At 65.6% G+C, this 23,061-nt stretch carries 18 protein-coding genes; 7 read left to right on the top strand and 11 right to left on the bottom strand.

Going from position 1 to position 23,061, the window contains the following annotated elements:
* Window positions 1-60: 60 nt before the first annotated feature.
* Complete coding sequence (locus FIV09_RS10630; RefSeq protein ID WP_152449921.1) at window positions 61-723, bottom strand: invasion associated locus B family protein; 663 nt, start codon at window positions 721-723, stop codon at window positions 61-63.
* Between the two features lie 450 nt (window positions 724-1,173).
* Between FIV09_RS10630 and FIV09_RS10625 the strand changes: the two genes are divergently transcribed.
* Genes FIV09_RS10625 through FIV09_RS10600 form a run of 6 tightly spaced genes read left to right on the top strand, consistent with a single transcriptional unit; the run spans window position 1,174 to window position 5,999 of the window.
* On the top strand, window positions 1,174-2,727 hold the full coding sequence (locus FIV09_RS10625; RefSeq protein WP_152449920.1) for a helicase HerA-like domain-containing protein: 1,554 nt from the start codon (window positions 1,174-1,176) through the stop codon (window positions 2,725-2,727).
* A 2-nt stretch (window positions 2,728-2,729) separates the two neighbouring features.
* Entirely contained in the window at window positions 2,730-3,344 is a 615-nt protein-coding gene (locus FIV09_RS10620) for a VOC family protein (protein WP_152449919.1), read from the top strand.
* Complete coding sequence (locus FIV09_RS10615) at window positions 3,332-3,829, top strand: GNAT family N-acetyltransferase (protein ID WP_152449918.1); 498 nt, start codon at window positions 3,332-3,334, stop codon at window positions 3,827-3,829. Before FIV09_RS10620 ends, FIV09_RS10615 begins: the two co-directional genes overlap by 13 nt.
* Window positions 3,830-3,860: 31 nt before the next feature.
* Window positions 3,861-4,544 (top strand): molecular chaperone DjiA, encoded by a 684-nt coding sequence (locus FIV09_RS10610; protein ID WP_152449917.1) that lies wholly within the window; start codon window positions 3,861-3,863, stop codon window positions 4,542-4,544.
* A gap of 30 nt (window positions 4,545-4,574) precedes the next feature.
* Window positions 4,575-5,597, top strand: coding sequence for an endonuclease/exonuclease/phosphatase family protein (locus FIV09_RS10605; RefSeq protein ID WP_152449916.1), 1,023 nt, complete (start codon window positions 4,575-4,577; stop codon window positions 5,595-5,597).
* A 36-nt stretch (window positions 5,598-5,633) separates the two neighbouring features.
* A complete protein-coding gene (locus tag FIV09_RS10600; RefSeq protein ID WP_152449915.1) occupies window positions 5,634-5,999 on the top strand; it encodes a hypothetical protein in 366 nt (121 codons plus the stop codon).
* 68 nt (window positions 6,000-6,067) lie between these two features.
* Here the strand turns inward: FIV09_RS10600 and FIV09_RS10595 are convergent, their stop codons facing one another.
* The 4 genes from FIV09_RS10595 to FIV09_RS10580 all read right to left on the bottom strand — a co-directional run bounded on the left by FIV09_RS10595 (window position 6,068) and on the right by FIV09_RS10580 (window position 11,741).
* Window positions 6,068-7,618, bottom strand: coding sequence for a Ppx/GppA family phosphatase (locus FIV09_RS10595; RefSeq protein WP_152449914.1), 1,551 nt, complete (start codon window positions 7,616-7,618; stop codon window positions 6,068-6,070).
* Window positions 7,619-7,747: 129 nt separating this feature from the next.
* A complete protein-coding gene (locus tag FIV09_RS10590; protein ID WP_152449913.1) occupies window positions 7,748-9,916 on the bottom strand; it encodes an RNA degradosome polyphosphate kinase in 2,169 nt (722 codons plus the stop codon).
* Window positions 9,917-9,953: 37 nt separating this feature from the next.
* A complete protein-coding gene (locus tag FIV09_RS10585; protein ID WP_152449912.1) occupies window positions 9,954-10,652 on the bottom strand; it encodes a chromosomal replication initiator DnaA in 699 nt (232 codons plus the stop codon).
* A gap of 3 nt (window positions 10,653-10,655) precedes the next feature.
* The gene (locus FIV09_RS10580) at window positions 10,656-11,741 is read right to left on the bottom strand and encodes an AI-2E family transporter (RefSeq protein WP_152449911.1); all 1,086 of its coding nucleotides are present in this window, start codon (window positions 11,739-11,741) and stop codon (window positions 10,656-10,658) included.
* A gap of 360 nt (window positions 11,742-12,101) precedes the next feature.
* Here FIV09_RS10580 and proS point away from each other — a divergent pair, with 360 nt between their 5' ends.
* Window positions 12,102-13,442, top strand: coding sequence for a proline--tRNA ligase (gene proS / locus FIV09_RS10575; RefSeq protein WP_152449910.1), 1,341 nt, complete (start codon window positions 12,102-12,104; stop codon window positions 13,440-13,442).
* Between the two features lie 285 nt (window positions 13,443-13,727).
* Here proS and glmM read toward each other — a convergent pair whose 3' ends face one another.
* The 6 genes from glmM to glyS form a co-directional block, all read right to left on the bottom strand.
* The gene (glmM, locus tag FIV09_RS10570) at window positions 13,728-15,071 is read right to left on the bottom strand and encodes a phosphoglucosamine mutase (RefSeq protein WP_152449909.1); all 1,344 of its coding nucleotides are present in this window, start codon (window positions 15,069-15,071) and stop codon (window positions 13,728-13,730) included.
* A complete protein-coding gene (folP, locus tag FIV09_RS10565) occupies window positions 15,068-16,081 on the bottom strand; it encodes a dihydropteroate synthase (protein ID WP_152449908.1) in 1,014 nt (337 codons plus the stop codon). Before folP ends, glmM begins: the two co-directional genes overlap by 4 nt.
* Window positions 16,082-16,125: 44 nt before the next feature.
* Window positions 16,126-17,058, bottom strand: a complete 933-nt coding sequence (locus FIV09_RS10560) for a dihydroneopterin aldolase (protein WP_152449907.1) — start codon at window positions 17,056-17,058, stop codon at window positions 16,126-16,128.
* A gap of 214 nt (window positions 17,059-17,272) precedes the next feature.
* Window positions 17,273-17,914: a cell wall hydrolase gene (locus tag FIV09_RS10555; protein ID WP_152449906.1), complete on the bottom strand. Its 642-nt coding sequence runs from the start codon at window positions 17,912-17,914 to the stop codon at window positions 17,273-17,275.
* Window positions 17,915-18,073: 159 nt separating this feature from the next.
* Window positions 18,074-20,647 (bottom strand): pyruvate, phosphate dikinase, encoded by a 2,574-nt coding sequence (gene ppdK / locus FIV09_RS10550; RefSeq protein WP_172975685.1) that lies wholly within the window; start codon window positions 20,645-20,647, stop codon window positions 18,074-18,076.
* An 88-nt stretch (window positions 20,648-20,735) separates the two neighbouring features.
* Entirely contained in the window at window positions 20,736-22,973 is a 2,238-nt protein-coding gene (glyS, locus tag FIV09_RS10545) for a glycine--tRNA ligase subunit beta (protein ID WP_152449904.1), read from the bottom strand.
* Between the last annotated feature and the right edge of the window lie 88 nt (window positions 22,974-23,061).

Here is a 23,061-nt window from a genome sequence, read left to right as displayed (position 1 = left end):
AAAAAGGCCCGAAGCGATGTGCTCCGGGCCTTTTGCGTCTGAACCGGCGCTCAGCGCGTCCTACTGCGACACGGCCACCGAATCGTAGCTGTCGGTGAAGCCCGTGAGCGACATGCCCACCGTCACGGTCTGATCCGGTGCCGCTGCGGGCACGATGGTCACGTTGGCCGTGGCGCCCCGCTTGAACTGGTTGATATCCGCCTCGGTGAAGCCCACCCGCGCCACGCAGCCCAGCTGCGCGCAGAAGGCGAAGTCGTAGCGCTTGGCCTGACCGCCATCGACCGCGACCGTCAGCTTCTGGGTCAGCAGCGTCTCGAGCGGCACGATGAAATTGGCACCCGCCACCGCCTGGCCCTGGCCCTCAACCTTGAACAGGCTGACCTCGGCCACGGAATTGCCGTCGGCGTCATTCAGAAGCTGGTAGAGCTGGCAGGGATCGTCGCCGTCTGGATTGCGCAGGCACTGGATCGACCAGTCGCCGATGGTCTCGCGCACGTAGCTTGTGCTTTCGCCCTCTGCGCCGCCTTCGGCCGTGGCATCGCCCACAGGCTCGCCCGTGTCGAAGATCGGCGGGCTTGCGGGGGCGTCGCTTTCGCTTTGCGCAGGCTCACTTTGTGCAGGCGCCGCATCTTCGGTTTCGGGGGCCGCGCTTTCGTCCTGGGCCAGCGCGGGCGCTGCGGACAGAAGGGCAATGAGGGAAAGGTGGGTCAGCGTCGTCTTCATCTACAGCGCTCCTCAGGGCAGCTTGATCGAATTCGACGTCTCCTCTAGCACGCTCTCGCCCCGGTGTCAGGGGGGATTGCAGCGCTGCAATGCACCAAAATGTGCGTCAGCTTCGCCCCGCAAGGATTTGATCCCAAGACAAAAAAGAAAAGAGAGCTCGAAAGCTCTCTTTTCCATTCTCTCCCCGTCGGACTGGCCGACTTTGTCATTGGTTGGGACGCTACGATGGGATCGATGACCCGTCAACAGGCAATATCAACAGTTTTCCACACAGGCCCCACTTGTAATGTTGCCGCAAAAAAGACCGCGTCCGAAGACGCGGCCAGTCTGACAGGGAGGAAGTCAATCCGCACTCAAAGAGAACACGTGAGCCGGACAAAATTCACACTGACAGCAATTGGTTAAGTAAGTATGTTGCCAATCGCACAAATCAGGAACGGGGCAGGCGGCATGGATAACGGCATCTTCGTGGGTGGTGGCGGCGAAGGCTACGGCGACAAGCAATGGCTCGATCTGGCCTATGCCAACCGCCACGGGCTGATCGCGGGCGCGACCGGTACGGGCAAAACGGTGACGTTGCAGATCCTCGCCGAAGGCTTTTCGAATGCGGGTGTGCCGGTCTTCCTGTCGGACGTGAAGGGTGATCTTTCGGGTCTTGCGGCGAGCGGATCGGCGGAGTTCAAACTGCATGGCCCCTTCACCGAGCGCGCGGCGACGATCGGTTTCTCGGACTACATCTACGAGGCCTTTCCGACCACCTTCTGGGACCTTTTCGGCGATCAGGGCCATCCGATCCGCACCACCGTGGCCGAGATGGGGCCGCTGCTGATCTCTCGCCTGCTGGAACTTTCAGAGGCGCAGGAGGGCATCCTCAACATCGCGTTCCGTGTCGCTGACGAAGAAGGCCTGCCGCTTCTCGATCTCAAGGATCTGCAGGCGCTCCTGGTCTGGGTGGGCGAGAACCGCGAGACGCTGTCGCTGCGCTACGGCAATATCGCCACCCAATCGGTGGGTGCGATCCAGCGGCGTCTACTGGTGCTCGAGAACCAGGGCGGGGCGAAGCTCTTCGGCGAACCCGCGCTCGACCTGTCGGACATCATGCGCCTGCGCGAAGGCGGGCGCGGGCAGATCAACATCCTCGCCGCCGATACGCTGATGGCCTCGCCCCGGCTATACGCGACCTTCCTTCTGTGGCTCCTGTCCGAGCTCTTCGAGGAGCTGCCCGAGGTGGGCAATCCCGACAAGCCGAAGCTCGTCTTCTTCTTCGACGAGGCGCATCTGCTGTTCGACGACGCGCCCAAGGCGCTGGTGGACAAGGTCGAACAGGTGGCGCGGCTCATCCGCTCGAAGGGCGTGGGCGTCTATTTCATCACCCAGAACCCCGACGATGTGCCCGAGGACATCCTGGGCCAGCTCGGCAACCGCGTGCAGCATGCGCTGCGCGCCTTCACCGCGCGCGACCGCAAGGCGCTGCGGCTGGCCGCCGAGACCTACCGCGAGAACCCGCGCTTCGACATCGAGGAGGCGATCAAGGAGGTCGGCACCGGTGAGGCGGTGACCTCCATGCTGCAGAAGAAGGGCGTGCCCGGCGTGGCCGAGCGCACGCTGATCCGCCCGCCCTCGTCGCAGCTGGGCCCGCTCGATCCCTCGGCGCGGCGGGCGATCATCGATGCCAGCGATCTCGATCTGAAATACCGCAAGACGCTCGACCGCGCCTCGGCCTACGAGATGCTGAAAGCCCGCGCCGAGGAGGCGGCGAAAGCGGCCGAGGAGGAAGAGCGCCGCGAGGACGAGGCCGAAATGGCCGAGCGCGAATACAAGGCCGCCCGGCGTTATTCGGGCAGCCGCGTGGAACGCTCCACATCCCGGCCGACGCGGCGGCGTTCCTCGCGCGACACGTCCATCGGCGGGGCCATCGCATCAGCCGTCGTGAAGGAGCTCAAGGGCACCACGGGCCGCCGCATCGTGCGCGGCATCCTGGGCGGGCTCTTCAAGGGACGGTGACCATGCGCCTCACGCTCGATCACCTGGCCGTCCCGGGCGAGACGCTCGCCGCGGCAACCGCTCATTGCGAAGCCATGCTCTCCGTGCCGATGGGACCCGGCGGGCGACATGCGCGCTATGGCACCCATAACCGGCTTCTGGGGCTCGATGGAGGGCTGTATCTGGAGGCCATCGCCATCGACCCGGACGCCGCCCCGCCCGCAGGTCCGCGCTGGTTCGGTCTTGATACCTTCGCGGGGGCCCCACGATTGGTGCGCTGGATCCTGCGCACCGATGACATGGATGCGGCTCTCGACGCGCTGCCCGAGGCCGGGCAGGCGGTGCAGCTGGAACGCGGCGACCTGCGCTGGCGCATGGCCGTGCCCGCCTCGGGGGAGCCTGCCTATGACGGGCTCTTTCCCGCGCTTATCGAATGGCAAAGCCCGACGCCTGCCGGTGACCTGCTGCCACCCTCCGGGCTGGTCCTGACCGATCTTGTCATCCGCCATCCCGACGCACCCGCGATGGCCGCGCGGCTGGCACCCTATCTCGACGCGCCGCTGGTGCGCTTCGAGCCAGGCCCGCCGGGCATGGAGGCGCGGCTGACCGGCCCGGACGGTGCCATATGCCTGCGTTAGAGCTGCGCGCAGCCCGCGAGCAGGACGCGCCCGCCATCGCCGCCATCTGGGCGCATTGGGCCGAGACCAGCACCGTCACCTTCACGACCGATCCCCCGGACGCGGACGCCATTGCCGCCCAGATCGCCGAGCGTCCGATCTTTCTGGTGGCCGCGGGGGCAAGCGGGATTGCGGGCTACGCCACCTACGGGGCGTTTCGCCCCGGTCCCGGCTACCGCAGATGTGTCGAGCATACGATCCATCTCGCCCCCGATTGGCGCGGGCAGGGCACGGGTGGCGCGCTCCTTTCGGCGATCGAGGCGCATGCGACGCGGGCCGGGCACCGTTCGCTCATCGGAGGTCTCAGCGGGGAGAATGCCGCCGCCATCGCCTTTCACCGCAAACACGGCTTTCAGGAGGCCGGACGCATCCGCGATGCGGGGCGCAAGTTCGACCGCTGGATCGATTTGATCCTGATGCAAAAAATGCTGTCGTCTTCGGCCTGACTTCTGCATGCAATCGCCCTAGTCTTCCCCCATGTCGATCTGGTCCCGCATCTCCGACGCGCTTTCGGCGCTTACCTCCGGCGAAAGCCTCGCCACGGTGTTCGAGCGCCTGCGCACGCCGCCCGAACGCTCGGTCGCGTTCACCATCGCGGTGATCGCGCTCTCGGCCAAGATGGCCAAGGCGGACGGGCAGGTCAGCCGGTCCGAGGTGGCCGCTTTCCGCGAGGTGTTCCATATCGCCCCCGAAGACGAGGCCGGGGCTGCGCGCGTGTTCAACCTCGCGCGTCAGGACGTGGCCGGGTTCGAGGATTACGCGGCCCGCATCGCGGCGATGTTCCGGGGCGATCAGGCCGTGCTCTGCGACCTGATGGAGGGGCTTTTTCATATCGCACTCGCCGATGGGACCTATCACCCCAAGGAAGATGCCTTCCTGACCCGCGTGGCCGAAATTTTCGATTTGTCGGGTACGCGGTTCCGCACGTTGCGCACGCGCTATGCGCCCGATGCCGATCCCGACCCCTATGCGATCCTCGGCGTCGATCCCGACACGCCCTTGCCCGACATCCGGCGCGCCTGGCGCGCGCTGGTGCGTGACAGCCATCCCGACCGCATGGTCGCGCGCGGCCTGCCCGAGGAGGCGGTCAAGATGTCCGAAAAACGCCTGATCGCGGTCAATCGCGCCTGGGAAGAGATTTCGGCCAGCCGGGCCACCTGATCGCGCGCCAAGCCACGGAGCGGACCCATCATGCGCATCGCCACCTACAATATCGAATGGTTCGATGCGCTTTTCGACGACGAGGGCAGGCTGCGGGACGATGGCGGGTGGTCCGGCCGGCAGGATATCACCCGCGCCGAACAGATCGCGGCCCTCGGACATGTGTTCCGCGCCATGGATGCGGACGCGATCATGGTGATCGAGGCCCCGGACACCAACAGGCGTCGCAACACCATCGCGGCCCTCCAGACCTTCGCGGAGGCGTTCGATCTGCGCACCAGCCACGCGCGGATGGGCTTTCCCAACGGCACGCAGCAGGAAATCGCGCTGCTCTTCGATCCGGCGGTGATCGATGCCCGGCACGCGCCCTTGGAAAGCCCGGATGCGCCGCGGTTCGATCGTACCTTCAGCATCGATCTCGACATCGACGCCACCCGGGACGAGGTCGTCTTCTCCAAACCGCCCTTCGAGGTGGCGCTGCGCTGGCGGGATCGTGTCGACCTCACGCTGATCGGGGCGCATCTGAAATCGAAAGCCCCCCATGGCGCGCGGTCGCGGGACGAGATGATGCGCCTCTCCATCGCCAATCGGCGCAAGCAATTGGCCCAGGCGATCTGGCTTCATCGTCGCATCGCCGTTCATCAGGCGCAGGCACGGCCCATCATCGTACTGGGGGATCTGAACGACGGTCCGGGGCTCGATGCCTTCGAGGCGCTGTTCGGACGCTCCTCGGTCGAGATCGTCATGGGTCAGGGGGCCGACGCGCTTTATGATCCGCATGCCGTTCAGGCCTTGTCGCAAAGGGTGGGCGCGCAGCCCGCCACGGCGCGGTTCTACATCGCGCCGGAAAAACGCTTCCTGCAGGCGCTTCTCGATTACATCCTGATCTCGCCCGATCTGCGCCGCGCGGCGCGGGGCTGGCGCATCTGGCATCCGTTCGACGATCCGGAATGTTATGCCGATCCGGTGCTGCGCGAGGCGCTGCTTCTGGCGTCTGACCATTTCCCCGTGACACTCGATCTGGATCTCGACGCGGCCCTTAGCGGCGCGTGATTTGGGAAACGGGCACGTCGCGCATATATTGCCCGCATGAGACAGATTGCCCTGACCGCCGCTCTATGCCTGGCCCTGACCCCCGCCGCCGCACAGGAGGCCGAGGAGGAGCGGGGGCTGTCGCTGATGGAGCGCGGCCTGTCGCTCTTCTTTGACGGGCTGCGGCAGGAGGCCGAACCCGCCCTGACTGAGTTGCAGCGTCTGATGGAGGAGTTCGAGCCCGCCATGCGCGCCTTCGCCGACGAGATGGGCCCCGCCTTGCGCGAGTTAATGACCGAGGTGGAGGATTGGTCGGCCTATCACCCGCCCGAGATGCTGGAGAACGGCGATATCATCATCCGAAAGAAAACGCCCGAGGAGCGCGCGCAGCCGGATGAAACGGGCGAGGGGATCGAGCTCTGAGCGCCCGCTTACCGGCCCGTTGGTGACGGTTTACCGCGTGTCGTGAAAGGACCGGGCGGGCCAAAAGCTCAGCCGGTGGCCTTGCCGATCTTGACCTCGGCCTCGGCGCCCAGCGATTTCACCAGGCTCTGGAACCGCGCTTCGGCGACTTCGCCGTAAAGCGGCGCGGCCTCCGCGGTCAGTCGCAGCGTCAGGTGCTTTTTGCGGGGACGCCATTCGAACCACGCGCCGGGCGACTCGTCCGACATCCAGAGCATTGCGCCGAAGCGCAGCGCCTTGCCGAGGATTTCGGCCTCCTGCACCTCTGCATCGCTCAGGATCGAGGCCATGGCCTCGAACCGCGTGCCTTCGCGCTTGTTGCGGTAGCGGTGCAGCAGCGCGAGCCCTAGAAATACCCGTTCCTCGTGCTTGAGCCCGCCGAGATTGGCGCGGGTTGCGTTGTCGAACACGGTTTCGGCACGGTAATCGGGATGGGCGCGCCAGCTGACGTCATGCAGAAGGCAAGCAGCCTTCACGATGCGCAGCTTGGCGGGCTTCGCGCCGCCGAAGAGCGGCTCCACGAAGTTGAACAGGCGCTTGCCGTAGCCCGGAAGCCGCGCATCCTTGGCCTCGGCATGGCGGCTGGCCTCGATCAGCGGATCGCGGTCGCGCAGCTTCTGCGGCATCTGTTCGAACAACATGCCCTCGCGAATCCCGTAGGAGGAGATCGCGATATCCTTGGGTTTGAAGGTCTGCACCAGGCGGCTCAGCACTTCGGTGGCATAGGGAACGAGCGACATGCGGGCATTGGAGATGCTCACCCGTTGGCGCAGCTCTTCGAGATCCTGTTTGGCGATGTATTTCGCGGTCGCGCGAACGGCGGCGGCATCCATGCGGTATTCGTGCAGGACGTGCAGGGGATAGCCGCGCCGCTCCATGTCGATCCGCGCGATGGCCCGCCAAGACCCGCCCACGAGGAACAGGCGGTCGCGCTGGCTGCCCATCACCTTCTCGAGCCGGATCATCGTCTCCTTGATGACCGCGTCGCGGCCTTTCTTGCCGCCCTTGATGTCCACGAGCTTCAGCGGCCCCAGATCCGAGGTCACCCGTCGCCCGACCTGACCGCCCGATATCTCGGCAAGCTCCATCGAGGAGCCGCCGATATCGCAGACCAGCCCGTAGGAGCCGGGCCAGCCTAGCAGGACACCTTGGGCGGACAGGCGTGCTTCTTCCTCGCCGTCGATCACGAAGATCTTGAGGCCGGTTTCGCGTTCGACCTCTTCGCAGAAATCCGGGCCGTCTTCCGCCGACCGGACGGCCGCGGTTGCCACGGCCGAGAGTTCTGTGCCCATGCCGCGAGCCAGAAGCTGGAAGCGGTGAATGGCCTTGAGCGCGCGTTCGCGCCCCTCGGGATTGAGCTTGCCGGTCTCGCCCAGGCCCGCCCCCAGCGCACACATGATCTTCTCGTTGTAGAAATAGGCAGGCGAGCGTGCCGCGCCGTCAAACACCACGAGCCGGACGGAGTTCGATCCAATATCGACCACGCCCACACGGCTCAGGGCACGCACATCGGGATCGGCGAAGAGGGGGCGGCCGAACGGCTCCCAATCGGGATTGGTCGGCTCGATCGTTCCATCCATGGCATGGCCCTGGCTTGTCATTCGCGTCGTCGGGGACACTGCGGGAATGCCCGCGAGAGGTCAACCGGAAGGGCGGCAGGGCCTGCGCGGTCGGGATCGCATCCGCAGGGCGCCGCAGCAGCCATCGCCTCAGCGGTGGGTCAGGATCGGCACATCGCTCGCCCCGGCAGAGCCACGGCCCGACAGCGACGGGTTTTCCATGAAGAACCGGTGGCAATTGAACGCGAAAGCGCCGTCTTCCACCTCGGCCCGCTCGAAATGCCCGTCGGGTTTCATGACCCAGCTTTGCGCCACATCGGCAAGGTTCGCGGCCATGACCTGGCTGACGATCTGTGCCTTCACGGTGGGGTTGTTCACCTCGAGCAGAGTCTCCACACGCCGATTGAGGTTGCGTCCCATCCAATCTGCCGAGGACATGAAGACCCGCGCCTTTTCATGCGGCAGGCCGTGGCCATTGCCGAAACACGAGATTCGGCTGTGCTCGAGGAACCGGCCGACGATGGATTTCACACGGATATTCTCGGACAGGCCCTTCACGCCGGGGCGCAGACCGCAGATGCCGCGCACGACAAGGTCGATCTTCACGCCGGCCTGGCTCGCGCGGTAGAGCGCGTCGATCATGTCCGCCTCGATCAGCGAATTCATCTTGGCCCAGATCTGCGCAGGGCGCCCCGCGCGGGCATGCTCGATCTCGCCCTCGATCATCTCCAGAAGCTTGGGCTTGAGCGAATGGGGCGAGAGCGACAGGTTCTCCAGCCCCTCGGGATTGGCATAGCCAGAGAGGTAGTTGAACACCTTGGCCGCGTCGCGCCCGAGGGCGGGATCGCAGGTGAAGAGGCTGAGATCGGTGTAGATCTTCGCCGTGATGGGGTGGTAATTGCCCGTGCCCCAATGGGTATAGGTCACCAGCTTGTCGCCTTCGCGGCGCACGACCGTGGCGATCTTGGCATGCGTCTTCCAGTCCAGAAAGCCGTAGACCACATGCGCGCCGGAGCGTTCGAGTCTGCGCGACTGGCGAATGTTCGCGGCCTCGTCGAAGCGCGCCTTCAGCTCCACCAGCGCCGTGACGGATTTGCCGTCCTCCGCCGCCTCGCACAGCGCCTCCACGATGGGGGAGTTCTTCGAGGTGCGGTAGAGCGTGTTCTTGATCGCCACCACGTTGGGATCACGCGCCGCCTGATTGAGGAAGCGCACCACCATGTCGAAGGTCTCATAGGGGTGATGCAGCAGCATGTCCTTCTGGCGGATGGCTGCGAACATGTCGCCGTCATGGTCCTGAACGCGCTCGGGCACACGCGGCGTGAAGGTCGGCCAGAGAAGTTCGTGCCGGTCGCCCAGCACCAGCTCGCTCGTATCGGCCACACCGATCATGCCCTCAAGCTCGATGGTCTCGTCCTCGGCCACGCCCAGCTCGCGCATCACGATGTCCTTGAGGCCCTTGGGCGCGCCGGGCGACACGGTCAGCCGGACGACTTCCCCCCGGCGGCGGCGCTTCAGCGCAACCTCGAATTCGCGCACGAGGTCTTCGGCCTCTTCCTCCACTTCAAGGTCGCTGTCGCGCAGCACGCGGAAGCCGAAATGGTCCTTGACCGTATAGCCCGGAAAGAGGCTGTCGATATGCAGAAGCAGCACGTCCTCGACGAAGCAGAAGCGTTGCGTGTCCGCCTCCGCCGGGAGGCGCACGAAGCGATTGATCTGGCTCGGGATCGGCAGGAGCGCCTTCAGGACGTTGCCGTCCTTCTTCCGTTTCAACTCCACCGCGAGGCAATAGCCCATATTGGCGATGAACGGGAAGGGATGCGCGGGATCGATTGCCAGCGGCGACAGAACCGGAAAGATTGTGTCGAGGAAGGTCTGGCGCAGCGCGCGGCGGTCGTCCTCGGTGATCTGGTGCGCGGAGAGGATCGAGATCCCCTGCGCTTCCATCATGCCGCGCAGATCCTGCAGAACCTGCTGCTGCCGGGCCATCAGGCGGCGGGCATCCTCGTTGATCTTCACGAGTTGCTGGGCGGGGGTGAGCCCGTCCGCGGCAGGCGTGGTGTTGCCCGCCTGGGCCAGTTCCCGCAGGCCCGCGACGCGCACGGTGTAGAATTCGTCGAGATTAGAGGCCGAGATCGACAGGAAGCGCACCCGTTCGAGCAAGGGCACCTTGGGGTTCTCCGCCTCTTCCAGAACGCGCCAATTGAAGCCCAGCCAGCTCAGTTCGCGATTGAAGAACCGGTCGGGCCCTTCGGGGTCGAAGCCATCGATTGTCCAGGGCGCGCTGCGCTCGGCCTTGAGGAAGTCGGCGTTGTTCATGCCGGCGTCGCTAGCGGAGGTTTGTAACGTCTCCGTGTCATCTCTGATTGGTTTCTGCATCATCCGGATTCAATGCGTTCAGAACCTCGATTGCAAGGGGCCTTGTGACGCGCCTCTGCAGGCCCAGCGACCGGGCATCTATGGCATCCACCAATTGCCGGGCCATGTCGAAGCTGCGCGGCATATGCAGGGTTAGATAGGAGATCACGTTCGGCGCAGGCGCGATCTGACGATCCATGAAGAGCTTGGCCAGCACCGCCGAGAGCAGCATGTCATCCGGGGGGCCGAGACGGGCCACGGGGCTGCCCTGCATGCGGCTTGCCAGGTCCGGCAGGCTCAGCGGCCAGCGCGAGGGCGGCAGCGACGCGGTGATCAGAAGCGGCTGGCGTTCGGCGAGGGCGAGATTGTGCAGGTGAAAGAGCGCCTCTTCCGCCGGTCGGTCGCCCGCGATCCGGTCCGCATCCTCGACGACGACGGGGCCTTCGCCAAGGGCGGGGATGTCGGCCTCCGCAAGCCGGGAGGCGGGCAGGATCCGCGCGCCGCTCTCCTTGGCCCAGACATGGGCAAGATGGGTCTTTCCGGCGCCCGCGGGCCCCACGAGCACGAGCTTGCCCGCAGGCCAGCTGCGCCAGCCGTCAATCTCCGCGAGCGCCAGCGCATTGGCCTCGGTGACGAAGAAATCGCCACGCCCCAGCGCGGTGCGCGCGGGCAGGTTGAGGGGCAGTTGCTCGGCCATGATCTATGCGCTGCGCTCGTCGGCCGTGTCCGTCTCGTCCGGCCCGCCCCGATAGAGGCGGCTCGCCTTGTAGCGGGTCACGAGGAACCGGGCGATGACGCCGATGGCGGCGGCCACGGGCACCGCGACCAGAAGGCCCACGAAGCCGAAGAGCGTGCCGAAGACCGACATGGCCAGCAGCAGCCAGACCGGGTGCAGGCCCACGCTGTCGCCCACCAGTTTCGGCGTCAGGAAATTGCCCTCGATGAACTGGCCCGACTGGAAGATTGCCCAGACCGCGAGGATCCAGATCCAGTCGCCCCAGAACTGGAACAATGCAAGACCGATGGCCAGCACACCGCCCACGATCGCGCCCACATAGGGAATGAAGGTCAGGACGCCCGCGATCACGCCCACGACGAGGCCGAATTGCAGCCCCACCAGCATCAGCGCCACGGCATAATAGACGCCCAGGATCAGGCTGACCGTGCCCATGCCCCGCACGAAGGACGACAGGACGTGGTCGATATCGCGGGCGAGACCGCGGATCGTGTCCACATGTTCGCGCGGCAGCAGCTCATCGACGCGGGCCACCATGTTGTCCCAGTCGAGCAGCAGGTAGACCGACACGACCGGCACGATCACGAACAGCAACACCACGTTGAGCAGCGATGCGGCGGAGCTGAGCGCGGTTTGCAGGAATTGCCCGCCGCGTTCGCGCACGAACTGGCCGATCTGCTGCAACGTGTCGTGGATGACACCGTCATCGGCCATCATCTCGGGAAACCGCGTGGACAGAAAGCCCTGCAGGTTGCGCGACAATTCGGGGGCGGCGTTGATGAGCTGCCCGGTCTGGCGCACCAGCGTCGGGATCACCAGAAGCGCCATCAGCACGAAGATCAGCAGCGCGCAGACGGTGATGATCGCGGTGGCCACGGCCCGGGACGTACCGGCCGCTTCGAGCCGGTCCGCGATCGGATCGAGGAAATAGGCGATGGCCGCGCCCAGGATGAAGGGCAGGAGCACGTCGCCCAGAAACCACAGCGTGACCGCGAGGATCACGAAGCCGATCCCCCAATATTTCAATTGGTCTCTGACGGGGAGATGCATGGGACAGACCTGCCTGAAATAAGGTTTGACGGCGGCACTTTCGGCCCAATCGGACCCTTGCGCAAGGGCGCGGCGTGCCATGTGCGACATCGCGCGCTCTCGCGCCGAATGGCTGCCATGTCAAGGAAAAGGGCGCCCGCGCCGGGCGGTGCCGGGAAGACGGTGCATTGGGGGGTGGCTTCGCACGGGCCCCATGCGCCTCGCATGCGCGCGCCCTCGCATCTCTGGGCATCCCGGGACGTGCGCGGCCTTCCATCCCGCGAAAGCTAGGCTCCGTTTCGCACAGGCGCCCCTTGTGCAGCCGCAACCGCTTTCATACACCCATGCGCACCACGTGACGCACGAAAAGGAGCGCGCCCCATGCGCCTGAGCCGATACTTCCTGCCGGTCCTGAAAGAGACGCCCTCCGAGGCGCAGATCGTCTCCCACCGGCTCATGCTGCGTGCGGGCATGATCAAGCAATCCTCCGCAGGGATCTATTCCTGGCTGCCGCTGGGCTACAAGGTCCTGAAGAACATCGAGAATATCGTGCATGAGGAACAGGTCCGCGCGGGCCATATCCCGATGCTGATGCCGACGCTGCAATCGGCGGATCTGTGGCGCGAGAGCGGCCGGTATGACGCCTACGGCCCCGAGATGCTGCGCATCACCGACCGGCACGAGCGCGACATGCTTTACGGTCCGACCAACGAGGAGATGATCACCGACATCTTCCGCAGCCACGTGTCGAGCTACAAGGATCTGCCGCTGACGCTTTACCACATCCAGTGGAAGTTCCGCGACGAGCGCCGCCCGCGCTTCGGCGTGATGCGGGGCCGCGAATTCCTCATGAAGGACGGCTACAATTTCGATCTGTCGAAAGAGGACGCGCTGCACGCCTATAACCGTCACTTGGTGAGCTACCTGCGCACCTATGAGCGGATGGGCCTGCAGGCGATCCCGATGCGCGCGGATTCGGGGCCCATCGGCGGCGACGACACGCATGAATTCCTCGTGCTGGCCGAAACGGGCGAGTCGGAGGTGTTCTACGACAGCGAGATCACCGATCTGAAATTCGGCGACCGCAAGATCGACTATGATGACGTGGCCCAGTGCCAGGCGGTGCTGGAGGAATTCACCTCGCGCTATGCCCGCACCGATGAGACGCATGACGAAGCGCTCTTCGACAAGGTCCCCGAAGAGCGGCGCCGCTCCGCGCGCGGGATCGAGGTGGGCCAGATCTTCTATTTCGGCACCAAGTATTCCGATGCAATGGGCGCCAAGGTCGTCGATCAGGAAGGCAATCGTGTGCCGGTGCATATGGGCAGCCACGGCATCGGCGTGTCGCGTCTGGTGGGCGCGATCATCGAGGCCAGCCATGACGACAAGGGCATCATCTGGCCCGAAGGGGTCACGCCGTTCCATGCGGGCATCGTGAACCTCAAACAGGGCGATGCGGATGCCGACGCGGCCTGTCAGGCGCTTTACGACAGCCTTGTCACGCTGGGGCTCGAGCCGCTTTACGACGATCGCGACGAGCGCGCGGGCGCGAAATTCGCGACGATGGACCTGATCGGTCTGCCCTGGCGGATCACCGTCGGCCCGCGCGGCCTGAAGAACGGCGTGGTCGAGCTGACCTCGCGCCGGACAGGCGAAAGCGAAGAGATGCCGCCGGAACAGGCGATCACGCGGATCGCGCAGATCTACGGTCGATCCATGTGAGGGTTCGTCCCGGACCCTGTCCGGGACGACCCGCGCGCGGCCTTCGGCCGCGCGGGCCCTGCGGGGCGGGCGCCTTCGGCGCGATTTTTCGGGATTTTTCTGTGGGACGCTCAAACCCGGCGGCTGCGCCGGTGGGACCGTTTTTTTTCGCGTTTTATCGGAAAGGTGAAGGGGCAGGGCAGCGGGCCTGTCCGAAGGGCGCGCCTGCTTCTTGCGGCGGACCCGCCCTGACACGAAACGAAGGCGCGCCGCCCGAAGCGGCGCGCGATCTGGGGTGAAGCGCCGTCAGGCGACGCGCTCGATCTCGTCCACCACGCCGTTGACCACCTTGGCCAGAAGCGCTTCGTCCTCGCATTCGGCCATCACCCGGATCAGCGGTTCGGTGCCGGATTTGCGGATCAGGAGCCGCCCCTTGCTGCCCAGCGTCGCCTCGGCATCGCGGATACAGGTCTTGACCTCGGCGAGCTCGAGCGGGGCCGCCCCCGGCGCGAAGCGCACGTTTTTCAGAAGCTGCGGCACCTTCTCGAAGGTCTTCACGAGGTCATGCGCCGGTTTGCCGGAGCGCACCATCTCGGCCAGGAATTGCAGCGCCGCCATCAGGCCGTCGCCGGTCGTTGCGTAATCGGTCATGACGATATGGCCCGATTGCTCCCCGCCGAGGTTCCAGCCGCCGCGGCGCATCGCCTCGACGACATAGCGGTCGCCGACGCCCGTGCGCATGAGCTTCAACCCTCGGCCCTCGAGAAACCGCTCAAGCCCGAGATTGGACATGACGGTCGCCACCAATGTGCCGTCGCGCAGACGGTCTTCCTCGGCCCAGCGGGCGGCCATCAGCGCCATGATCTGGTCGCCATCGGCGACAGCTCCGGTCTCATCTATCAGGACAACCCGGTCGGCATCGCCGTCAAGGCAGATGCCCAGATCGGCGCCTTCGGCCAGGACGCGTTCGGCCGCCGCCTGCGGTTTCGTCGAGCCGCAGCCATCGTTGATATTGTAGCCATCGGGCGCAACGCCCATCGGGATCACGTCGGCACCCAGCTCCCAAAGTATTTCCGGCGCGGCCCTGTGTGCTGCACCATTAGCGCAATCCACCACGATCTTCATCCCGTCGAGCCGCATGCCGTGCGGGAAGCTCGATTTCACCCGCTCCTGGTAGCGGAAGCGGCCATCGTCGATGCGGCGCGCCCGGCCGATATTGTCCGCCTGCGCGGGCGCCACTCCGGCCTCGACCAGGGCCTCGATCTCGAGCTCGGCCTCATCGGAGAGCTTGAACCCGTCCGGGCCGAAGAACTTGATCCCGTTATCCTGCGCCGGGTTGTGGCTGGCCGAGATCATGATGCCGAGATCGGCGCGCATCGACGGCGTCAGAAGGCCCACGGCGGGCGTGGGCACCGGCCCCAGCAGCAGCACGTTCATGCCCGTCGAGCAGAGACCCGCCGTCAGCGCGCTTTCGAACATGTAGCCCGAGCGTCGCGTATCCTTGCCGATGACAACGCGGTGCACGCCCGCTTTTTCGCGGCGGAAATAGCGCCCCGCGGCGGCGCCGATCATGAGCGCCAGTTCTGCGGTCATCGGATAGGTGTTTGCGGTGCCCCGGACACCGTCCGTGCCGAAAAGCTTCCGTGTCATTTTTCTGTCCCCTTAATCTTTTCCCAGATCGAGAGTGCCTGCGCGGTCTCGGCCACGTCATGCACGCGCAAAATTTGAACGCCTTGTGAAATACCGGCCAAGGCTGCCGCAATGGATCCCGGTGCGCGCTGCGCCGCAACCCGTTCCCCGGATATGGTCCCGATAAAACCCTTTCGGGACACGCCAAGCAAGATCGGACAGCCAAGACCGTGGAAAACAGCAAGCTGCCGCAGCAATGTGAGGTTGTGCTCGAGCGTCTTGCCGAAGCCGATGCCGGGATCGACGACAATGCGGTCGCGTGGCAGGCCCAGCTCGGTCAGCCTTGCGATGCGCGCGGCTAGATGATCGTAGATATCGAGCGTCACATCCCCGTATTGCGGCGCATTCTGCATAATCTCCGGTCCGCCCTGGCTGTGCATCACGCAGATCGGCGCACCGGTGCGGGCCGCGAGGGGCGCCATCTCTGCGTCGAAATCGAGCCCCGAGACATCATTGAGAAGGGCCGCACCGGCCTTCAGCGCGGCATCCGCCACACCCGCCTTGCGTGTATCGACCGAGATCGCCGCATCGCCGCGCTGCGCCAGGTCTCGGATCAGGGGCATGATGCGGCGGGCTTCTTCCTCGGCGGGAACCTCTGTCGCACCAGGGCGCGTCGATTCCCCACCGATATCGATGAAGGCGGCACCCGCATCGGACATCGCGGTGGCGTGGCGGCGGGCCGCCTCCGCCTGGTCGAATTGCCCGCCATCGGAGAAGCTGTCCGGCGTTGCGTTCAGAATGCCCATGATCTGCGGGCGATCCATCGCCACCCCGGCAATCGGTGCGCGAGGCGTTGTCAGTGCTGCGTGCCAATCGGCAGGCAGGTCCGCTGCGGGCAGACGCCGAGGGGCCGCATCACGGCTCAGACGCTCGACATGGGTGAACCATAGCGCGGTTCCGGCAAGCGAAAGGGCCTCCGCCGGGCGGGCAGGATCATCGGACAGGATCGGGCGGTAATAGGCATCAAGCATGAATAGCGCCTGCCATCAGGCGCGCGGCTTGGCAAGAGCGCTGATCAGGCCTTGAGCAAACGGTCGCTGGGCGGGCGCGATCGTGTCGGCACGGGGCTCTCCTCCGGCGCATCGGCTCCGACGAGCACCAATTCGCGCGCGGTCATCTGGCCTGCGAACCAGGCGGCGAGACCCGCCGCATCGCCGGGCGGGGTGGCAGGCCCCTGCGTTGCATCGAGCACGATCTTCGACGGCGCCCAGACGCAGACCTGGCCGTTTTTCATGGCCCAGTCGAGCTCCGTCCGGGCGGAGACCACCTTGGCGCGGTCGTCCCGCGCAGCCAGCATCCAGCCGTTCTGCTCGATGGCCAGAAGGTCGATCCGACGCTGGACCATGGCGTGATCCGCATGCGGCAAGGCCAGATCATGCGGCCCGACGCACAGGATCAGCGGCGCGCCGTCCGCGCGGCACTCATCGATCCAGTCTGAGAGACGCGGATCGGCGATGGCCGCGTTTGACAGGTAAAGAATGCGCGGATGCGGCTGCTCCGCGGCGCGCTCATCGAGGCGCGAGCCCAACTCCTTGCGGGAGCGGACGATCTCGACGCCAAGCGCGCCGGGGCCGCGGTCAAGCTTCTCGATCCGGATGAAGGCCCGCAAGGCCTGTGGGGCTTGCAGAATACGCTCGGCGATGCGCTCGGCCAGCGTTTCCAGAAGGTTCAGACGCTCGGCTTCAAGCTCGGCGGTGATGGCCTCGGTCACGCGGTCATAGGACAGGATGCGATCCACATCGTCGTCGATCGGACCCGAAAAGGGACGCACTTCCACGACGACGTTAAAGCAGATCCGCTGCGTCGTGCCACGTTCGGCCTGAAACGCGCCGATCTCCACCTCCCGGACATGATCGCGCAGCGAGATGCGATCGCGCGGATCGTCGCCGGATGTGGCGATGGCCCGCTCCGCGGGATGAGAAAAGGCAAGGCGGATTTCAGAGGCCATGAGCAGGGTCCGGTTCGTCGCGATCCCCGAGACTTACCGGAGATATCCGCGAGAGGCCACCGGAAGGCGGCATCCCGGCGCCGCTCTGCGACAGACCGCCGGGCGGAAATCGCGCGGGGGGGCTGGCGTGGACCTGCTTGCCGCTCAGCGTGGCTGACAATCGGACGTCACGGCGCGCACCCGGCCGAGCCGGACGCGCAAGGCCGTAGCTCCATCAGCGCTGAGACAGGCGGAGCGGCTCTTTGTAGAAACGATGCACGCCGATTTGCGCGGTCATCGGGAATTTGCGCGCCCAACGGGGGCTGACCGCGGTGGTGTGGTAATGCGTGGCGCCTTCCGTCAGGTTCCGCGGTGCGCCTTCGAGCATCAGTTTCGCCACCTTGCCCACGCGCTGGAACGCGCCGCGCTCATGGATGGTCTCGGGATTGCCGTCGCAGGCATAGCTGAACTGACAGGCATATTTGCGGCCCGACGAGGCGCCTTGATTGACCACGCCGCAGACGGAGCCAGGATAGTTCGCGCTGTCGACGCGGTTCAGGATGACTTCCGCCACGGCGAACTGACCTTTCACGGTCTCGCCACGCGCCTCGAAGTAGAGCGCTTCGGACAGGCATTGCCATTCAGACCCGCCGGTGCGGTAGGTCTGGGCGTCGAGCCAGCCGCGGTTGTATTGCATCGCCTTCACGCGGCCTTCGGGCGCGGGCGTGACGAGACGCTGCAGATGCGTTGTCGCCGCGGCGTTCAGGCTGCGGGTTTCCTGATCGAGCACCTTGCTCATGTTCGTCGCTTTGAGTTCGGCATGCACCGGCAGCGCGGCGACAATCAGCGCCAGTGCCAGATTTGTAATGCGACCCATTTCAGTGACCTCTCGAAACTATCAAATCGGCCGGACGGACCGGCCAAGGCTCGCGGGGTCGTAAGAAAAAATGGTCAATAGGTCCAGTTTCGGGCTTGCTCGGTGGGCTGAAATCCGCGCAATCGCTCCGAATCGGAGGGTGGGTTCCCGCCCAAAGGGCTATGAACGCTCGATTTTATCCTGGATGGCCGCTTGTGCGGCAGCCAGTCGCGCCACCGGAACCCGGAACGGCGAACAGCTTGCGTAATCCATTCCAAGCGTCCGGCAGAAGTGAATCGATTCGGGATTCCCGCCATGTTCCCCGCAGATCGAGATGATCACATCCGGGTTCGCGGCGCGTGCGCGTTCCAGCCCGATACGGAGCAATTCGCCCACGCCCTGCCGGTCGAGCCGGTGGAACGGGTCCTCCTCGAAGACGCGCTGCTGGACGTAATCGTTCATGAAGCGCCCGGCATCGTCGCGTGACAGCCCGTAGGTCATCTGCGTCAGGTCATTCGTGCCGAAGGACAGGAAATCCACATGCGGCGCGATCTCGCCCGCGATGAGGCAGGCGCGCGGCGTCTCGACCATCACGCCCAGACGGTAGGTGAAGTCGCGTCCGCGTTCGGTGCGCACGGCACTGGCGACCTGTTCGATGCGCGCGCGCACGATCTCCATCTCGCGACGCGCGGAGACGAGGGGGATCATGATCTCGGGTACGACCGGGTCGTCGCCTTCGCGGCTCGCATCGAGCGTGGCCTCGAAGATCGCCCGCGCCTGCATGTCGTAAATCTCGGGCACCGTAATGCCGAGGCGCACGCCGCGCAGGCCCAGCATGGGATTGTATTCGCCCATGGACTCGACCCGGCGGGTCACGTCCGAGACCGGCAGGTTCAGCGCTTCGGCCAGATCGCGCAGCCCGGCGCGATCGGTGGGCAGAAATTCGTGGAGCGGCGGGTCGAACAGGCGGATGCAGACGGGCTTGCCCGACATGATCGAGAAGAGCTCCGTGAAGTCTGCGCGCTGGATCGGCAGCAATTGCGCGAGGGCTGCGCGGCGATCCTCGGGCGTGGCGGCGAAGATCATCTCCTGCATGACCGTCAGGCGCCCCGGCTCGAAGAACATGTGCTCGGTCCGGCAGAGCCCGATGCCACCCGCCGCGAAGGCGCGGGCCGTTTCGGCATCGGCGACCGTGTCGGCATTCACGCGAATGCGCAGATCGCGTTCTTCATCGGCCCATTTCAGCAACGTCCGGAACGCATCATCGAGCCGTGCTGCCTGCATCTTGGGCGCGCCCGCGAGGACCTCTCCGGCGGTGCCGTCCACGGTCACGATATCGCCTTCGCGGAAGATGCGGCCATCCTCGGCCACGATCTGCTTGCGCTGGAGATGAAAGCGCAGCTTGCTGGCGCCCACGACGCAAGGCCGCCCCATGCCGCGACCGATCACGGCGGCGTGGCTGGTCATGCCGCCCCGCTCGGTCAGGACCGCCACCGCGGCATGCATGCCGCGCACATCTTCGGGGGCCGTTTCGCGCCGCACGAGGATGCAGGGCTCTTCCCGCGCGGCCGAGGCTTGCGCGGCCGCCGCCGAGAAGACGATGCGCCCCGTTGCGGCGCCGGGGCTCGCCGCGATGCCGGTGCCGATCAGGTCACGCGTCGCCGAGGGATCGACCTGAGGGTGCAGGAGCGCCGACAGCATGGCCGGTTTGACCCGCATCACCGCTTCCTGCGGCGTGATGATACCGTCTTCGGACAGCCGAACCGCGATCCGGATCGCCGCCGCGTTGCTGGCCGGGACCACGACACCGTCGAGGATGTAGAGCTTGCCGTTCTCGATGGTGAATTCGACCTGCATCTCGGCGCGCAGGCGTTGCCGCATCAGGGCCGCATGCTCGATCAGTTCGGCGAAGGCCTCGGGCATGCGGTCCTGTAGCGAGGGCCCGCGCGGATCGGTGGTCAGGTAGATCGCCTTTTCCCCCGCCGAGAGCGCGTCGCGCCCCTGGCTCTGACTGAGATAGCGCCCCGTGACCTGTTTCAGCCCGGTTTCGGGATCGACGAGCTGCAGCACGCCCGAGCCGCTTTCGCCGCGCCCGAGGCCAAGCGCCATTTCCTGCACGGCCAGGCCCAGCCCGGCATCGACGGGCGCGCCCTTGGCCTGACGCAGCAGCCGCGCCGAGACGCTTTCCCAACTGCGTGCCATGGAGCGCAGGACTTCGGACAATTGCGTCGCCGGATCCTGCGGGAAAGGCTCTTCGGCCTCGTCCTCATAGGCGCGCAGGGCCTGTTCCAGTGCATCCGCGGCGCTGGCATCGATCTCGTCGAAGGCATCGGGATCGAGCCGCGCGACGTGCACCGCATAGGTCTGCACCCAGCGCCGGTAGAGCGCGCGGGCCGCCTCTTCGCCCAAGGTCGCCGAGAGGCGCGCGCAAGCGGCGTCGTTCATGCCGATATTCAGCATGGTCGTGGGCCCGCCCCAATCGGGGTCTTCCGAGGAGGGGCGGACGCAGACAAGCGCATCGTCATCGAAGACGGACAGCAGCAAGGCTGTATCGGGGATGCGCCCCAGCGCGATCGCCTTCACCGTGTCGAAAGAAAGCGCCACCGTGCGCGGCACCGGCAGTTTCAGCCGCACCAGCCGCTGCAGGCACTTGGCCCGCCCGCCATGTGTTGCGGGCAGGATAGGGGCGGTGGGTGTGATCAGCGTGATGTGCCGGTCGAGCTTGAACGACACTTCGTTGAGGTATTTCTGCACTGCGGCGATCCTTCGATTGGCCGCAGGATACGCCTCAAATGTGGTGAGGCAAGGGCGCTGTCACGTCACTTGGACATTGATCGGCGTCTTATCCGTCGAGCCGGGTCAGATCGGCCACCTGCAGACAGGTCGTGCGGATCTGGCTCAGCATGTTCAGCCGGTTGCGCCGAACGATCTGGTTGTCGGTATTGACCTGCACTTCCTCGAAGAAGGCATCGAGCGCGGGGCGGATTCCGGCCATCGCGGCCATGGCTGCCGGGAAATCCTCGGCCTGCATGGCGGGGCGGATCTTGGCATCCGCGGCTTCGAGCGCATCGAACAGCGTGCGTTCTTCGTCCGTCTCGGCCAGTTTCGGGTTGGCCCCGAAACTGTACTCGACCCCATCCTTCTCCTCGGCCTGGCTGAGGATGTTGTTGGCGCGCTTGAAGCCCTGAACGAGGTTCTCACCATCCGCCGTTGCCAGCACGTCCTGCAGCGCGCGGGCGCGCTTGACCAGAAGCGTGATGTCGTCGGCGCCCTCCATGGCAAGGCAGGCGTCGATGACGTCGTGCCGGATGCCGTGATCGCGCAGGTAGACCTTCAGGCGATCATGGATGAAGGAAAGGAGATCTTCCGACTTTTCAGGCACTTCCGCGACGCTCTTTTCCACTTTCGCATGGGCGTCGGCGTGCAGGCTTTCGCGGATCGCGGCGATGGCATTGCCGAATACGCCGTGGCGGGCAATCTCGGAGACGAGGCTTTGCAGATGCGCGATGTGCTCCGCTTCCATGTCATGGCCGTTTTCGGAGATCTTCGACTGCACGATCTGCGCGCCGATAAAGCCTTCCAGTGAAAGACGGACATCGTTGACGACGAGAAGCCGGATCACACCAAGCGCCGCACGGCGCAGCGCATAGGGGTCTTTCGAGCCGGTTGGCTTTTCGTCGATGGCCCAGAACCCTGCGAGAGTATCCAACTTGTCGGCCAGCGCCACGGCAACCGAAACAGGCGCTGTCGGCACATCATCGGACGGCCCGAGGGGGGAATAGTGGTCTTCGCAGGCCGCTGCGACCTCGGGGGGCAGACCTGCGGCGTCACTGTAATACCGCCCCATAAGCCCTTGAAGTTCCGGGAATTCATAGACCATCTCCGAGGACAGATCCGCCTTGGCCACGCGCGCGGCCTGCTCGGCCAGATCCGCATCCGCACCGACCTTGGGCGCGATCTCGCGGGCGAGTGCCGCGATCCGGTCGATCCGCGCCTTCTGGCTGCCCAGCTTGTTGTGGAAGGTCACGTTCTCCAACTGGTCGAGCCAGGGCTGCATCTTGGCATTTTTCGCGATGCGCAGATCGTTCTCCCAGAAAAACTTCGCATCCGCGAGGCGCGCGGCCAGAACCTTCTGATTGCCCGCAAGGATCGTGCGCCCGTGATCGGCGGTCTCGCGGTTGGCGACGGTCACGAAACGTTCGATCCGGCCGGTCTTGGGGTTCTTCACGGAGAAGAACTTCTGGTGCTCCTTCATCGAGGTTTGCAGCACTTCGGGCGGCAATTCGAGGAAGGCGGCGTCGATCTCGCCCATCAGCACAACGGGCCATTCGACAAGGCCCGCGACCTCGGCCAGAAGCCCCTTGTCCTCCACGACCTCCATGCCCGCCGCAAAGGCCGCATTGGTGGCGTCGTTCCAGATCGTCTCGGCCCGTTCGCTCGCATCCAGCACCACCTTGGCGCGCTTGAGCTTCGCCGCGTAATCCTCGAAGGAACTTACAGAAAACGGCTCCGGCGCCATGAAGCGGTGACCCTCGGTCACATCGCCCGCGCGGATCCCATCCACCTCCAGCGGCACCACCTCGGCCTCGCCCGCATCGTCCGTGAGGATGCACAGGATGCGGTGCAGCGGCCGAACCCAGCGCAGCGATCCCGCGCCCCAGCGCATGGATTTCGGCCAGGGGAAATTGCGGATCGTGTCTTCCAGAACCTCGGCCACGATCTCAGCGGCCGGGCGGCCCGGTTTCTGGATTACCGCAAAGAAGACGCGACCTTTCTTGTCGTCACGCTCCTCGAGGTCTTCGCGCGCGACCCCCGCGCCGCGGCAGAAGCCTTCGATGGCTTTCTCCGGCGCATCGACCTTGGGGCCTTTGCGTTCCTCGCGCATGTCCGGGGAGCGGGCGAGCAGACCTTCGAGCGTCAGGGTCAGCCGCCGCGGCGTCGCGAAGGCCCCCGCATGGGCATAGGTCAGACCGGCCTCGACGAGTCCGTCCGTCACGCGCTTTTTCAAGTCTTCCGCCGCGCGCGCCTGCATGCGGGCGGGAATTTCCTCGGAGAAGAGTTCGATCAGAAGATCAGGCATCGGGCCCTCCGCTTGCGCGACATTTTGGTGTTTCGAGCGCGGGATAGCGGGGCGGGCGGCGGAGGTCCAGCGCTTAGCAGGCGCTGTG

This window comes from Roseivivax sp. THAF197b, from assembly GCF_009363255.1.
Classification (GTDB): Bacteria; Pseudomonadota; Alphaproteobacteria; order Rhodobacterales; family Rhodobacteraceae; genus Roseivivax.
The sequence above is the reverse complement of the archived record's forward strand: the minus strand, read 5'-3'. Positions and strand labels throughout refer to the sequence as shown.

Excerpts from the sequence above, each read along its gene's own strand:
- FIV09_RS10555 (WP_152449906.1), bottom strand. The coding sequence starts at position 17,914 with ATGGGTCGCATTACAAATCTGGCACTGGCGCTGATTGTCGCCGCGCTG.
- FIV09_RS10580 (WP_152449911.1), bottom strand. The coding sequence starts at position 11,741 with ATGCATCTCCCCGTCAGAGACCAATTGAAATATTGGGGGATCGGCTTC.
- glmM (WP_152449909.1), bottom strand. The coding sequence starts at position 15,071 with ATGACACGGAAGCTTTTCGGCACGGACGGTGTCCGGGGCACCGCAAAC.
- FIV09_RS10615 (WP_152449918.1), top strand. The coding sequence starts at position 3,332 with ATGCCTGCGTTAGAGCTGCGCGCAGCCCGCGAGCAGGACGCGCCCGCC.
- FIV09_RS10605 (WP_152449916.1), top strand. The coding sequence starts at position 4,575 with ATGCGCATCGCCACCTACAATATCGAATGGTTCGATGCGCTTTTCGAC.
- FIV09_RS10585 (WP_152449912.1), bottom strand. The coding sequence starts at position 10,652 with ATGGCCGAGCAACTGCCCCTCAACCTGCCCGCGCGCACCGCGCTGGGG.
- FIV09_RS10595 (WP_152449914.1), bottom strand. The coding sequence starts at position 7,618 with ATGGATGGAACGATCGAGCCGACCAATCCCGATTGGGAGCCGTTCGGC.
- glyS (WP_152449904.1), bottom strand. The coding sequence starts at position 22,973 with ATGCCTGATCTTCTGATCGAACTCTTCTCCGAGGAAATTCCCGCCCGC.
- FIV09_RS10560 (WP_152449907.1), bottom strand. The coding sequence starts at position 17,058 with ATGGCCTCTGAAATCCGCCTTGCCTTTTCTCATCCCGCGGAGCGGGCC.
- FIV09_RS10590 (WP_152449913.1), bottom strand. The coding sequence starts at position 9,916 with ATGAACAACGCCGACTTCCTCAAGGCCGAGCGCAGCGCGCCCTGGACA.
- folP (WP_152449908.1), bottom strand. The coding sequence starts at position 16,081 with ATGCTTGATGCCTATTACCGCCCGATCCTGTCCGATGATCCTGCCCGC.
- FIV09_RS10630 (WP_152449921.1), bottom strand. The coding sequence starts at position 723 with ATGAAGACGACGCTGACCCACCTTTCCCTCATTGCCCTTCTGTCCGCA.
- FIV09_RS10610 (WP_152449917.1), top strand. The coding sequence starts at position 3,861 with ATGTCGATCTGGTCCCGCATCTCCGACGCGCTTTCGGCGCTTACCTCC.
- proS (WP_152449910.1), top strand. The coding sequence starts at position 12,102 with ATGCGCCTGAGCCGATACTTCCTGCCGGTCCTGAAAGAGACGCCCTCC.
- FIV09_RS10620 (WP_152449919.1), top strand. The coding sequence starts at position 2,730 with ATGCGCCTCACGCTCGATCACCTGGCCGTCCCGGGCGAGACGCTCGCC.
- FIV09_RS10600 (WP_152449915.1), top strand. The coding sequence starts at position 5,634 with ATGAGACAGATTGCCCTGACCGCCGCTCTATGCCTGGCCCTGACCCCC.
- FIV09_RS10625 (WP_152449920.1), top strand. The coding sequence starts at position 1,174 with ATGGATAACGGCATCTTCGTGGGTGGTGGCGGCGAAGGCTACGGCGAC.